Source organism: Streptacidiphilus sp. MAP12-16 (genome assembly GCF_041262165.1).
Classification (GTDB): Bacteria; Actinomycetota; Actinomycetes; order Streptomycetales; family Streptomycetaceae; genus Streptacidiphilus.
Genome location: NZ_JBGCBY010000041.1, coordinates 1 through 13,247 on the forward strand (window position 1 = coordinate 1; position 13,247 = coordinate 13,247).

Sequence of the window (13,247 nt, forward strand, 5' to 3'; positions counted from 1 at the left end):
ACGTCGCCCAAGCCCGCCGCCTCGGCCACCGCATGGAACACAAGATCAACGACATCTACTCCCACGTCGCCGACAGCATCGAGCAGACCCTCCTCGCCCACCTCGAAGCCCGCTGGACCCGGGCGCTCACCAACGCCAACAGCGCCAACTGCACAGGCACCCGCCGCGACGGACCCGCTGACGACGAGGGCACCAACTCGGCACTCGAAACCGCCTGATCTACTCCCACCACCGCTCGGGGCCGCATTCCTGGCAAGGCCCCGAGCGGTGGCCATCGGCTCGGCCGCCTCCACCGGCCCACCCACGAACCCGCGATAACCTGCACGCACCGTGCTTGCCCGCCATAAACTCAGGCCCCGCGCAATGACGCACGGTCAGCTACGGGGGTCCGGAATGAGCCAAAGCATGTTGCGCGTCGGCGGCCGACTCACGCCCCTGGGGCGCGCGGTCCACTGGGTCACGCAGTACTTCGACGCCACAGCCAACCAAACCGGCAAGAACCCGTACGCCTATCCAGCCTACGACGACCTGCACACCGGCAGCTCCCCAGATCAGCTCACCGACGGCGACCTCCTCGCTCCCACGCTACTGAACGCCGCCCCGTCCATCACCGCGTTCTACACACTGCAGGCACTGCGCCCGACCCTGGAGGCCGCGCTGGCTGCCATCCCACCCGACCTCACCCTCCAGGACGCTGTCCGGACCGGACGCCACCACGAGCTGGTGGGCGAACTCTTCCGCTGCCTGGACGAGCAGAAGACCCCCGGCGTCCAGCTCACCACCCTGACCAAGGTCCTCCACCGCAAGCGCCCGCTCCTGATCCCTCTGCACGACCGGCACGTACGCGCTTGCTACGTGAACGACGGCCCCACCTACCCGATGCGACGGACTGCCGGACGCACCTGGGCCCACTACACCGCAACCCTCGCCGCCAGCATCGCCGACGACCTCGACCGCCAGGCGGAACAGTGGGCCGTCCTGAGATCCTGCGTCCCCGATATCGGCCTCCTGCGCATCCTGGACGTCGTTGCCTGGAATACCGCCCGGCAAGAGCTTGCATGAACACGCGGAGGCTCAGAGCCCACCCGTGGCGCTGGGGCAGCGTCCTGCTCGTCACCGCGTTGTTCCTCGCGGTCGGGGCCTTCATCGCGGTGCGCATCGTGAACACTGTCCTGGGTCCGAGTCGTGAACTCGACCCGTTCCACGTCGCCGGGTATCAGAGAATCGCGGTCCGGGACGGCTCCTATCCAGGGACCAAGACCGCTATAGGTACCTACCTGGGTCCAGGTGTCCAAGGAAACCCAAGCTCGCTCGTCTCGGGCCCAGGGCTCGAGTTCACCCACTTTGGAACGCCGGTCGGCGTCAACCCCCTGCCCACGGACGCGTTTCTGACTGTCGCCATGGGCAAGGTGAGTGGGACCAACTGCGGGCTCCTCGTCGACGAGTTCCGCAGGACTTCCGGCGCCGACCCCGGCTGGGGGCTCTCGGCCGAGCAGGCCAGGAAATTGCGTTCAGGCAGTCTTGAGATCATCCAGCTCGACGTGGTCTGCGGCAGCGGGTGATCAACGGTCTCCCGGCTCGTGACCGGGACGGCCGCGGCGAAGCCGCTCGCGACGCCGGTCTGGTCGCGATGGGTGGACGCGTGCGGCTGATGACGGATCGGTCGCGGGTGCGCGGGAGAGCGAGCGCGGTGGGTCGGACTTGCACCTGGCTCGGTCGGTTCGTGGCCTACGACCCCCGCGAGAAGCTCTGGGACCCGCCGATGCGGCTGCTGTTCCAGCACCGCGTCGGCGGGTTGCGGCCTTGACCGCCTATGTCAGCCGCATCCTGGACCCCTGCGGCGTTTCACCCGGGACACTGCGGTGCACCCGCCTGGCCGACCTGTTGAATACACTCGACCCCAAACTCGTGGCCGCAGCCCTCGGCATGGGCCCCGAAGGCGCCATGATCTACCTTGCCGACCATGTCGAGGCTGGACGCCTCCCCGACCAGCGTGAACGGAGACACTGAGGTGCGACACCTGGCACCCGGGTTCGCCCTTGGAGCACTGCACCGCGGCAAGCAGATCGAGCAGTTCCTCGGCGAAGTCGACCGCGACGGCCGCCGGGGTCTTCGCTGGATCGCTATCAGTCCAGACCGCACGGGTGTCACGATCTATCTGAGCGAAGTCGAAGACGCAGGCACCGACACCTTCTACGACGTCTCCGAGTTTCCGCCCCTGGATCCCGATGACGGGACCTGGGGCAAGGAGATCGCCACCGTATTGACTCCGGAGGAGGCTCTCATCCGGGCCTGCAGCGAGCCCGGCGTGAATCCCGACCGCTGGGTCAACGAGGGCGTCATTTGCGACGAGTACCGCGATTTCCGGATCGCCAGTAGGAACGAGCACCCGGCGACCCCATGAGGTCCAGATTTCACCCCAGCAGCGGCGTGCCCACCAGCCTTCGTCTAGTTCGAGACTGAAGGTCCGGACCGCACCGGGATCCGGGTTATCAACTCTTGGTGGGCGGCGCGCGTCAGCTACAGCATGGCGGTCACGTTCATTGCCGCACTCACTGGGAGCATCGTCCGCGTCAACCCACTGATCACGATGGTGCTGGAGGTCGTGTTTGTCGCCTCCGCCGTGCTCCTGATTGCCGTGATCAACCGTGTCACCGCAGCGCAGGCTAGGCAATTGGCAGTCTGAGCCGCACCCAGGGCCAGTAGACCCCGCAGGCACACAATCGCCTCGGTCTGAGCCCCAGCTCTCGGAGGCGCCTCGTACCGGCCTGGTGCGGGGCGCCTCCCGGGCAGCGGCTACTTGTACCAGTACAGGACGCCCCCGTGGTGGGAGCAGGTCCCGGAGAAGGTCTTGGAGTACGAGTAGGTGCCGTCCTTGCACTTCGCCATGGCGCCCTTGGGGTGGGGCGAAGAGGCCTTGCAGATCCCCACGGTGTGGTGGGCGCAGTGCGCGGTCGCGGCGGTGGCCGGCGTGGCGGTGGCCACGGCGGGGGCGACGAACGCCGCGGTGAGAGTGAGGGCCGCGGCTGCGGCCCTGAGGCTGATGGTGTTCAGCATGTGTGTCCCTGAGGGTGTGGCGGGGTGGGTTGATCTTGGGTCGCCAGCGTGGCAGAGGCAGGTGACTGTGTGTCGGAACGTTGCCATGCCGTTACGCAGAGTCCGGGAGTGCGCTCCTTTCCGACACGCGCCCCCGGACCGCCGTGCATCTTCTGGGCGTTGCGGTCGGCGAGGGCCAACATGCCGCCCCGGACTCACTCACCCGTGGCACTTGAGCTTGACCAGAATGGCGTCTGCCGCGAGCGCGTCGAGGTAGCCGGCCGCGTCGCTGGCATAGCGTTGGCCGTCTGCCAGGTGAGAGCACGCCTGCGGGCTGTCGCAGGCACCGTGAACGGGATAGCCGTCTTCGATCCACCAACCGTCGAGCGTGAGCAGATCACGCCCCGCCGCCGAGCGGACGGTGGAAGAGTCGAGCAGCCCTCGAGGCCCACCGGCACACATCCCCGGCACGCTCGGAAGGAGCTCACCGTCATCGCGGGGCCAGTCATGGACCAGCCGCGGATCGTTCTCGTGCCCGCAGAGGACCGAGAAGCCACCACCGTCGCTGCCGCCACGGATCGTCCACGAGTCCCAGATCTCGCGCCACTCGAACCCGGACCACATCTCGAACGGTGCCATCGCTTCCGCAAGCGCTACCCCGAGATCTGCCCGGACTGCTGCCAGCAGACATACCGTGACTCTGATCCCCGCCATCCCCTTCCTGTCCTCGCGTCGAACTGCCAAGCGCACAACGTAGCGGGCTGCTTCCCCGACACCGCAGGAGCCTGCGGATCCTCGGGCCGCAGTGTGTACCAGAATCCATCGCTCCGTCAGCCACGTGCCACCATCGAGCCCGGAGACCGTCACAGTAGTCCGGCGGATCTTCCGTGAGCTGTCCGGCGCGGTCGCCGAAGCCGTGACCGCGTGCGACTTCGAGGACGCGCTCTTCGACCTCGGAGGCCACATGCGCCAACGTGCCTGAGTGCAGTTGCTGCACGGCTGCCCCGTCCCTCTGGTTCGCGGCGCGCATACCGGCGCAGGATCGGTACCGATTGGCCGAAGCGACGTCCCCCGTGACTCGTCCGAGTGACCCCATGCCACAGCGGTACCAACACCCGATCCACGCCACTACGGTGGCGTCGACACGCTGATCGACGTGAGGAACCCCAGGTGGCCTACCTTCCCCGCTGCACCGGCCTGACGACCACCGTGCTGCTCCTGGCCGCGCTGACCAGCTGCACCACGCACACGACGGCGTCGAGTGACGCGGCCAAGGCAAGTCCCAGGACCAGCTCAAGCACGTCGGTCGACCAAGCACCGCTCGCACCACTGGCCTACGGTCCGGGACCGCAGTCCACGTACACCGTCCAGGCACAGCCCGCCGCCGGGTCGTGCCACTACGGCAACGACCACGGCCAGCCGCTACCGGACACCAAATGCACCCCCGGAGCCCTGTCGCCCGCGGTGACGCAGGCGACGGTGGGCACCACGATCTGCCGCTCCGGCGGCTACACCGGCACCATCCGGCCGCCGGTGGGGATCACCAACAAGGAGAAGGCCGCTAACGCCCAGTCCTACGGGTACACCGGTGCCCTGCACGACGCCGAGTACGACCACCTGATCAGCCTGCAGCTGGGCGGCGACCCGAACGACCCACGGAACCTGTGGGTAGAACCCCCCTCGCCCGGCCACCAGGCAGGGGCTGGACCGAACAACCCCAAAGACGCAGTCGAGACCCGGCTGCACACCGCGATCTGCAAGAACCAGGTCACCCTGACCGCCGCCCAGCAAGCCATCGCCACCGACTGGGAAACAGCCGAGCAACGCCTCGGGCTGAAACCCGACCCCTCGGACACCTCCGGACCAGCCGATTGACCGCGCTGGTGTTGGCGAGTCTGATCCACCGAGTACGGCAATGTCGCAGCACCCAGACGCGGTAGGTGAATAACGTCATCTGGCGGCGGCTTTCCGTGCGGTTCCCAAGTCGCGCCGATAGCTGGTCGTCCAGCCTGTTGGCTGCAGAACCTGGGGTTCTACTTCAACCCTCGGTAGTCGACGCCGCGCCGGCGTAGGCGTACACCCATCCAGCTGAGGTGTCCGTGGCGGGAGCCGCCGCGTAGACCGACCAGGCCGAGTCGCAGGGACCTGCGAGCAGGCCGGGGAGACGACCCGCGTGCACGGACGCGTGCGGATGGTGTTCCGTCTGGCCCGAGGTGGACGATGCGGGTTCGGCCCTCGAAGGGGCCTCCGACCACCTTGATGCCGACGGTGTTGTTGGCGACTTCACCAGCGAGCCAGCGTTTGATGGTCTTCATGTGCTCGGAATCCTCAACCCCCATGTCAGAACGCGCTGAGTGCGCGGCGGGCGACAGCTAGGCGGATGCCATGCTCGGTCCTCTGATTGCCGATCGTCCCGATGAGGCCCCGCCGGGTCTGACCTCGCTGCGCATGATTCGGGAGGCGCAGTGAGAGGCCAAAGCGGCGAAGCCGGAAGGAAATTGGCGTCGCTGACCTGGCCTCAGACGGTGGCGTCTCGCCGAGTGGGACCTGGCGCACGACACAGCGTCTGCTGGCTGAGTATCATCTCGACGGCACGCTACGGCCTGTAGTCGAAGGTGCTCCAGTTCACTCCGAGCAGTGTCTCCCCGTGCTGGCAGCCGAGGGCGCCGAAGCCGTAGGAGGCTGAGTACTCTTCGGGGATGGTTCCCTTGGGGAAGGAGAGCGAGACCTCGAGCGTCTTGGTCCCGTAGGCGGGGATGGTCCCGATGTTCGTGTCACCGGACTTCCACATCCAGGCACCGAATTGGCCGTTGCGCTGCCAGCTCAGGTGCATCAGATGCCATGCGCCCTTGTCCATGCGCCACCACACGGTGGGAGCTGAGCCGTGTCGAGTTCCGACCCACGGTTGGAGCCCGAAGTTGACGACCGTGTTGTTCAGAGTCGCGCCTGCCGGTTGCGGATGCGCATGTAGGCGTCCAGCTTCTGGCCGGGATGCCGTGCCATCAGGGGAACGCTGGGCCCCAGGTAGGTCGTGGCGAGGGTGTTGCCGTTGCAGTTGAAGATCGGGGTGCTGGCGGGCATCCGTGTCGCCGCCACGGCATCAGCGGCGCTTGGCAGCAGTCCGAGGAGCCCGGTTGCGACTACGAGTCCTGCGGAGCGGCGGATGGACGTTCTCAAAGGTCCCCCTGGGGTTGTTGATCGCTGGGCGTGCATCCTAGCCCCACTCGGACCCAGGCCGATCAGACCGATCAGAACGCCCTCGGCGGCGAGGGCCACAGCCCCGCACGGCGTCCACGAGCGCATGGCGCTGTGGGTCTGCTGGTAGCAAATGTTCGCGCAATGACTGCTCGATGGCCGGTGGCGATGGACGGCAATGACCGTCTCGCCCTTCGCCGCGCGCAGCCGTGCGAGCTGCGCAGCCAGTTCCTCAGGCCAGTGCTGGTGTTCGAGGGACTGCTCCGGTCCAGGAGAGCGAGCCCGCCGATCGGGGTTGGCGCGGCGGCTGGTCCGGCCGGTTTGACCGGTTGCTCGGTCATGGCAACCGCGCGCCAGCCGACGAGCGCCCCTTGCGGACCTGGGTACCGTTCTGGATGTGACCTCAACCTCCTCCGCAATCAGCCCTGCTCACATAGGCATGTGGCGACCCTCTCCTGCGGCGCGCATCCTGGGAGCAGCCTTCAGCCTCTTCTTTGCCGCGGTAGCCGTAGTGGCGATCGCCGGGGCGATAGCCCATGCGGATATCTCCATGATCTGGGACGCTCTCCTCTTCAGTGCCATCGCTGCCGCCGTCGGCTGCTATGTGGGGCGGGCGGCGATCAGGGTCACGCCTGATGCCGTGATCATCTCTAACCCGTTCCGCACGCGGACCATCGCCTTTTCCTCCATCGCCGCTGTCTCGCCCGGCTACTACGGCGTGACGATCACCACCCGAGACGGGGCGGCGTACACAGCGATGGCCATCCAAAAGACCAACCTGTCACGCTGGCAGGGACGGCGCACCCGGGCCGACGAGGTGACAGACGCTGTTTGCAGCGCGGCCGGACTCCGAGCACCCAGCGGGCACCGGAGCCAGGCCGACCACTGACCGCATTGCGACGGCAACGTCAGCGACTCTCATGGTCAATCGCGGGTCTCACCGTCAACCACCACCAGTCGCCGAACTGAGGCGGGCTGTCTGTCTGCTGTGGAGGCACCGCCAAGGCGGCCGACGGTCGCGTACCGGGTCCACTTGGATGGCTCGCAGGTGCTGGCACGACGGCATCTGTGGCGGCGTCTCCAGATCCGCCGCTGCAGAGGTTTCGCCTTCCAGCGCCTACCATCTGCGTGTGGACGTCATTCGGATCAGGTGCACGCGCCGCGCTGCTGGACCTCAGAGCGCACGGGGCAGGGCTGTGGACCGCTCCTGTAATGATGACGATCCTCGGTGCCGACTCTGGTTGGAAGGTGCTGTCCCGCCGCGTGTGTAGTGGGCGGGACAGCACCTGGTGGGGGCCGTCTGCTGCCGGGTGTGGCAGAAGACGGCGTATGGGTTTGTGTTGCTAGTTGAAGTTGGCCGGGTTGATGGTTGTGGTGTCGCCGGCGGCTTCTGCGTCGGTTAGGGGTAGTGCGGTGTTGTAGATGTGGACGTCGCTGATCTGGCCGGGGAATTGGCCGGTGCTGCCTGGGTCGCCGGTGGTGGTGTTGTCCTTGTCGGTTCCTCCGATGAGGAGGGGGCCGCCGGTGGCGGTCCAGGGGGTGGGGTCGGTGCCGGTGCCGGCGAGTTGTCCGTTGACGTACAGGCTCATGGTGTTGGTGGTGGCGTCGAAGGTTGCGACCAGGTGGGTCCAGGTGCCTCCGGGGGCGGGCACGTTGTATCCGGCGTTGTAGTAGGTGGTTGGGGTGGCGGCGTCGTTGCTGGGGGCGACGAGGGTCCAGCCGTGGAGGGCGACGGAGTATTGGAGGTAGAAGGCGCACCGGGTGCTGGTGGCGTCGCGTTGGCACAGGGCGGTGTGGTACTTGGTGGTGTCGTAGCCGGAGTTCAGTTTGACCCAGGCGGAGACGGTGTAGCTGCCGGTGGTGACGGCGGGCGTGGGGGTGGCGGCGTAGCCGGTGGTGCCGTCCAGGTTGAGGACGGTGCCGCGGGTGGCGTCGGTGGACCAGGAGGCGCCGGTGCTGGTGAGTGTGGCGGGCAGGGTGCCGGTGGAGTCTTTTGCGGTGGTGCCGGCCGCGTCGGTGAGGGTCCACCAGTTGGTTGCGGTGTTGCTGATGGCGCCCAGGTTGACGGGGTTGGTGCCGATGGCGGGGGTGGTGCCGATGGCGCTGTCGTAGACGTGGACATCGGAGATGGAGCCGTTGAAGCCGCTGGTGGGGTTGTCAGTGGTGCTGCCGTCGGCGGACAGTGCGGTCATCGCCCCGATGTTCAGGACGTGGTTGGCGTCGTACTGGGGGGTGAGGTTGTTGTTGGTGCCTGCTTTGCGGCCGTTGACGTACAGCGTCATCGTGCCGGTGGGTGCGTCATAGACACCGACCAGGTGGGTCCAGGTGCTGAGGGCGGCTGTGTTGGTGTCGGGTGCGTGGATGGTGTTGGCGCTGGTGTCCGAGCTGGTGTCGCTGTCGGTGGTGGTGAAGTCCCAGGCGTTGAGGGAGCCGTTGTAGCCGAGTTGGAAGGCTTGGTGGTTGTTGGTGCCTTGGCCGACGGCCCACTGGTCGTGGCCGCCGTTGGTGGTGGTGAGGTTGACCCAGGCGGAGACGGTGTAGCTCTTGGTGGTGTCTAGGGCGGGTCCGCTGGTGGCGGCGTAGCCGGTGGTGGTGGCGTCGGTGCCGGTGTTGGTGAACGTCAGGATGTTGTTGCTGGTGTTCTTCGAGGCCTGCGCGGTGTCGGCTTGGGCGAGGGCCGGGTCGGGTTTGCCCCAGACGGCGGTGTTGCTGAGGGTGAGGTTGAGCTGGTTGGTGTCGCTGCCGCTGGTGCCCAGGCTGCCGGAGTCGGCAGGTGCGCCGCCTCCTTCGGTCAGGGCCCACCAGTGGGTGGGCAGGGTGGTGGGGTCCTGCAGGCTCAGGGAGCCGGGGGCGGTGCGCCCGCCGGGGTATTCGACCAGTCGGCCGTGGGTGTCGACGGCGTACAGGTCGGGGATGCCGTCGGGGCCGCCGGAGGGGCTGTTGATGTCTCCGGGGGAGGCGATGCTCGGGTAGGCAGAGGTGGGCACTGCTGCGATCGGTGTCTGGGTGGCCGCGGGCAGTGGGGCGGTGTTGCCGGCGTTCCAGTTCTGGGCGTTGCCTGCGTTGCAGTCGTAGAGCTGCAGTTGGGTGCCGTTGGTGATGGAGGAGGCGGGGTCGTCCAGGCAGCGTCCGGAGACGGGGTTGATCAGGGAGCCGTTGGGGCCGGGCGTCCACTGCTGGTTGGCGCCGCCGTTGCAGGTGTACAGGTCGATGGGGGTGTAGTTGGCCTTGCCGGCGTAGTAGGCGTCCAGGCACATGCCCATGGCGCGCACGGTGCCGTCGGTGCCCAGGACCCAGTTCTGCGCGTTGGTTCCGTTGCAGGTGTGGATCTGGACCTTGTTGCCGGGTGTGGTCAGGCTCAGGTTGTCGTCCACGCACAGGTGGGTGCTGCCGTTGCTGAGTGCGGAGGTCAGCGGGTTTGTGCCGGTGGGCGCGTGGAGCAGGGTGGGGAGTTGGGTGCTGGCGTCCAGGGTGATCGGGTAGGTGTAGACGGTGCCGTAGGTGTCGCGGACCCACAGGGTGGGGGTGCCGCTGACGGTGCCGGGAGTGATGAGGGTGTCGGGGGACCAGTCGCCGTCACCGAGCAGCACCGGGTTGCTCAGGACGCCGCCGGAGGCGCCGGTGTAGAGCCACAGTTGGCCGTTCTCCACGGTGATCAGGTCGGCGATTCCCGGGGTGTGCACGGCGCCGGGTGCGGCGATCTGGGTGACGTTGTTCCAGTCCGTGCTGTCGTAGTTCGGGCTTCCCGCGCCGGTACCGCAGCGGGCGGTCGGGGGTGCGTAAGCTCCGGTCAGGCATCCGGGCTTGGTGACGTGGACGTTGCGTTGGGTGGTGAAGCCGGGGGTGGCCCCGGTGGGGCTGGGGTCGCCGGGGGAGGTGCCGTCGAGGTTGTTCTTGACCAGGTACATCTGGTGCGGCAGGGCTTTGATGTTGAGGGCGAACAGGTCGTCGATCTGCTGGCCGAACTGGTTGCCCTTGTGGGCGATCAGGTAGTCGTTCCAGCTGCCGGTGCCGCCTGCGGGGGTGTCGGTGTGTGCGGCCAGGAGTACGGGCCCGGTGTAGTCCTTGGTGGCGTAGCTGCCCAGGGGTTTGGTGCTCTGGGCGGGGTCGGTGTTGCCGGGGATCAGGGTGAGGTCGCCGGTGGAGGTGGTGGCGACCAGGTCGGGGATGTGGTCGCCGGTCACGTCGCCGGGGGTGACCTGGGTGGTGGGGTTCCAGGGGGCGGTGTAGGTGTAGCTGGCGGGGGCCTGGGAGGCGTTGCCGGCCTTGTCGACGGCTACGACGTACAGGGTGTGCACGCCCCAGCCAGTGACGGGGACCTTGGTCAGGGTGGCGCTCGCGGTGGGATCGCCGTTGGCGTCGGTGCCGGTAGTGCTGACCGCGACGGTGGTGCCGTTGTTGGCATCGGGCGGGCTGTCCAGGCGCCAGCGGAAGTGGTCGATGCCGCTGGCCTGGCAGGGGTCCAGGGTGCAGGTGTTGTTGGGGAGCGGGTCGGTGGCGTTCACGCTGAACGTGGTGTTCACGCCGGTGCCCGCGTACACGATGGGGTTGGCGACGCCGGTGCCCACCGGGGGGAAGGAGGGGTTGGTGGTGACCACCGGAGAGGTGGGCGGGGTGGCGTCGACGGTGAAGTGGCAGTTGGAGTAGGAGTTGCCGTAGAGGACGCCGTCGTAGCCCTGGACGCTGAAGCCGTAGCGGTGCCCGTCCTGGATCTGGAACCCGATGGGTTCGGCGACGGGTGTCCCGGACGCCTGGGGGTTCGCGTAGTCCCATTTGACCGTGGCCGGGTTGCCGGAGGTGTCCTTGGTCATGTCGTCCCAGATGTGGAACTCGGCCGTGACGTTGGTGCCCGACACCTGGGAGGAGACGGTGGTGTTCAGCTTGATGTTGCTGCTGGACCCGTTCATTGAGGTGGCCCCGAGCCAGCCGCTGGCCGCGTCGTTGCACGCCGCGCCGTTACTGGTGGCCAGCGGGCCGGGAGTGACGGTGGGGTAGGTGACCGACGGCGGGATGTCGAAGTAGGTGGTCAGCGTGATCGAGCTCGAGAAGCGCAGGTAGTTGACGCTGTTGGACTCGTCACCGAACAGGCCCACGGTCCAGGACCCGATGCCGGCTGCGGCGATCTTCTGGGCCTGGGTGGTGACAGTGAATACGGCGTCGTGGTTGCTGCAGAGACTGTTCGGGGGGTTGGCGGCGCTGGGGATGGTGGTGCTCGCCGCGGCGTATCCGGCGCTGTCGCCGGGCTGGTTGTTCCAGTCGGTGGTGGGGCCGATCGACCCGGTTGTGTGCAGGGTGATCGGCTGGTTCTGGTTGCAGTTCCAGCTGTCCGCGTAGGTGGCCGGGGCGGTGACGGTGGCCTTGGAGATGACCATGCTGGAGTTGAGGTTGCTGGTGTTCAGTGCATAGAAGGAGCGTTCCTTGCCGCTGCCGCAGGCGCCGCCGTTTCCCTGGTAGCCCACGCCTTCGCCGTGGAGCTGGGGCTTGTTGTATTGGGGGGAGCTGGAGCAGTTGTTGTAGGTGCTGGAGTAGACCTCGTCGTAGGCGTTGGACGGACTGGACGCGGGGTTGACGTACGGGTCGAGATACAAGGGGTAGGTGGTGCTGGGGGAGGTGAGCACCGCGGCGTCCGGTGTCAGGGTGATGCCGCTGGCGGTGGTGGTCATTGCGATCGGGTCCACCTGGGCGCCGGTTCCTGGCCCGTCGGGCGAGGACGCCGTGGCCCCTGTGCCGGCATCAGGAGTGCTGCTGGCCGAGGGAGTCGCGCTCGCAGTGGCGAGGGCTGCCGCGCGCATCTGCGCGGACTGCGCGGACGGGCTCGCCGACGCACCGGCCGACACGGATGCGGATGCGGATGTCGATGCCGAGGGGCTGGGGGCGGGGGAGCTGGTGGCGGTGCTGCTGGAGTCCCACATCACCGGGGTCGGGCTGGTGTAGGCGAGGGTTCCGTCGGCGCGCGTGGCGGCCATGCCGCCCGAAGCGGTGGCCGCCAGGGTCAGGCCGCTGGTGGACGCGGCCAGGGTGAGCTGCTTCAATTGCGGGTTGGCTGCCGCGGTGGCGTCGTGGATGATCAGGACATCGCTGAAGCCGCCCTGGTCTGTGACGGATACGGACAAGTCCACGCCGGGCAGGACAGACTGGTACACGGCGGTGTCGCCGCTGACCGTCGGTGTGGGCAGGGTGAACGGCATGGTCAGCGCCATGCTGTGTCCGGCCGGGTCGGTCAAGGTGGCCAGCGGGCCGCCCCCGCCCCCGGACAGCTTGATTGCGCTCGCGCTGGCCTTGGGCGCCAGCGTCCCGTTGCTGTTCGCCGTGAGTGTCGCGTCCAGTGCGCTCCATACGCCGTTCTGCTGCACCCGCACCGGAAGCGGATTGAGCTGGGAGGTGAGAGTGCCGTCCGGCTGCGCGGTGATGAGCTGTGTCGCGGTGGTGAGGGAGTCCACGGTGACGGGCTTGCCGGTGGAGACGGCCTGCAGCAGCGCGGTCTGCTCCGCGTTGGTGCTGGTGATTGCGGGCGGTGTGGGTGCGGTGACCGGGGCGGGCGCGGGAGGCGCTGTGTCGGCGAGCGCTGGGGTGGCGGTGCCGCCCAGCAGCAGGGCGCCGAGCGCGGGTATCAACGTCCAGCGCGACAGCGGCTGTTGCCGCCGGGCACGAGGACTGGACAAATGAGGCACAGGATTCCCTTTGCTTGACGCGAAGACTGAGCGATGTGACGTCCGACACATCCGGCGATGATTCGGGTGTGACGCACGGTTACGCGGTGTCCGGTTTGCCATCCCGTGATGCCGTTCGCCCCCGCACAAAAAGGACACAACTGACGCACAATCAGGAAAAGTCCAGGTCACAGCGCCGGGACAGGGTATGGCGCTGACACGACCTCATCAATAGCCTCCCGTTGGATCACACGCCTGTGCGATCGCGATTGTCGCGTTCCGTTAGGGGCGTGTGTTCCACAAAGGGGCCTGAAGTGACTGGTCGGCGGCGCTGGTTCGCGAGCGTGCAGCATCGGGTGTGGGGTC

General features: G+C 67.5%; 13 protein-coding genes. 8 read left to right on the forward strand and 5 right to left on the reverse strand.

Features of this window, described 5'->3' with window-relative positions; genetic code table 11:
• The 5 genes from ABIA33_RS35055 to ABIA33_RS35075 all read left to right on the forward strand — a co-directional run.
• Nucleotides 1–218 (forward strand): hypothetical protein (locus ABIA33_RS35055; RefSeq protein WP_370087668.1); only part of this gene is annotated, 218 nt, incomplete at its 5' end.
• 187 nt (nt 219–405) lie between these two features.
• Nucleotides 406–1,062, forward strand: coding sequence for a DUF6308 family protein (locus ABIA33_RS35060; RefSeq protein ID WP_370087670.1), 657 nt, complete (start codon nt 406–408; stop codon nt 1,060–1,062).
• On the forward strand, nt 1,059–1,562 hold the full coding sequence (locus tag ABIA33_RS35065) for a hypothetical protein (RefSeq protein WP_370087672.1): 504 nt from the start codon (nt 1,059–1,061) through the stop codon (nt 1,560–1,562). The genes ABIA33_RS35060 and ABIA33_RS35065 overlap by 4 nt, the downstream gene beginning before the upstream one ends.
• 401 nt (nt 1,563–1,963) lie before the next feature.
• The gene (locus ABIA33_RS35070) at nt 1,964–2,404 is read left to right on the forward strand and encodes a hypothetical protein (protein ID WP_370087674.1); all 441 of its coding nucleotides are present in this window, start codon (nt 1,964–1,966) and stop codon (nt 2,402–2,404) included.
• Between the two features lie 123 nt (nt 2,405–2,527).
• Nucleotides 2,528–2,686 carry a hypothetical protein gene (locus ABIA33_RS35075; RefSeq protein WP_370087676.1) on the forward strand — a complete coding sequence of 53 codons (159 nt, stop codon included), beginning with the start codon at nt 2,528–2,530 and terminating at the stop codon, nt 2,684–2,686.
• Between the two features lie 110 nt (nt 2,687–2,796).
• On the opposite strand, the gene ABIA33_RS35080 is transcribed toward ABIA33_RS35075, so the two are convergent.
• Both ABIA33_RS35080 and ABIA33_RS35085 read right to left on the reverse strand, forming a co-directional pair.
• Nucleotides 2,797–3,057 (reverse strand): DUF3761 domain-containing protein, encoded by a 261-nt coding sequence (locus ABIA33_RS35080; protein WP_370087678.1) that lies wholly within the window; start codon nt 3,055–3,057, stop codon nt 2,797–2,799.
• 198 nt (nt 3,058–3,255) lie between these two features.
• Complete coding sequence (locus ABIA33_RS35085) at nt 3,256–3,675, reverse strand: hypothetical protein (RefSeq protein ID WP_370087680.1); 420 nt, start codon at nt 3,673–3,675, stop codon at nt 3,256–3,258.
• Between the two features lie 199 nt (nt 3,676–3,874).
• Here ABIA33_RS35085 and ABIA33_RS35090 point away from each other — a divergent pair, with 199 nt between their 5' ends.
• Nucleotides 3,875–4,018, forward strand: a complete 144-nt coding sequence (locus tag ABIA33_RS35090) for a hypothetical protein (RefSeq protein ID WP_370087682.1) — start codon at nt 3,875–3,877, stop codon at nt 4,016–4,018.
• A 188-nt stretch (nt 4,019–4,206) separates the two neighbouring features.
• Nucleotides 4,207–4,911: a hypothetical protein gene (locus ABIA33_RS35095; protein WP_370087684.1), complete on the forward strand. Its 705-nt coding sequence runs from the start codon at nt 4,207–4,209 to the stop codon at nt 4,909–4,911.
• A gap of 721 nt (nt 4,912–5,632) precedes the next feature.
• Here ABIA33_RS35095 and ABIA33_RS35100 read toward each other — a convergent pair.
• Both ABIA33_RS35100 and ABIA33_RS35105 read right to left on the reverse strand, forming a co-directional pair.
• Nucleotides 5,633–5,893: a hypothetical protein gene (locus tag ABIA33_RS35100; RefSeq protein WP_370087686.1), complete on the reverse strand. Its 261-nt coding sequence runs from the start codon at nt 5,891–5,893 to the stop codon at nt 5,633–5,635.
• Between the two features lie 77 nt (nt 5,894–5,970).
• Nucleotides 5,971–6,117 carry a hypothetical protein gene (locus ABIA33_RS35105; RefSeq protein ID WP_370087688.1) on the reverse strand — a complete coding sequence of 49 codons (147 nt, stop codon included), beginning with the start codon at nt 6,115–6,117 and terminating at the stop codon, nt 5,971–5,973.
• A 511-nt stretch (nt 6,118–6,628) separates the two neighbouring features.
• Here ABIA33_RS35105 and ABIA33_RS35110 point away from each other — a divergent pair.
• Nucleotides 6,629–7,120, forward strand: coding sequence for a PH domain-containing protein (locus ABIA33_RS35110; protein WP_370087690.1), 492 nt, complete (start codon nt 6,629–6,631; stop codon nt 7,118–7,120).
• 454 nt (nt 7,121–7,574) lie between these two features.
• On the opposite strand, the gene ABIA33_RS35115 is transcribed toward ABIA33_RS35110, so the two are convergent.
• Nucleotides 7,575–12,893 (reverse strand): LamG-like jellyroll fold domain-containing protein, encoded by a 5,319-nt coding sequence (locus tag ABIA33_RS35115; RefSeq protein WP_370087692.1) that lies wholly within the window; start codon nt 12,891–12,893, stop codon nt 7,575–7,577.
• Nucleotides 12,894–13,247 lie beyond the last annotated feature (354 nt).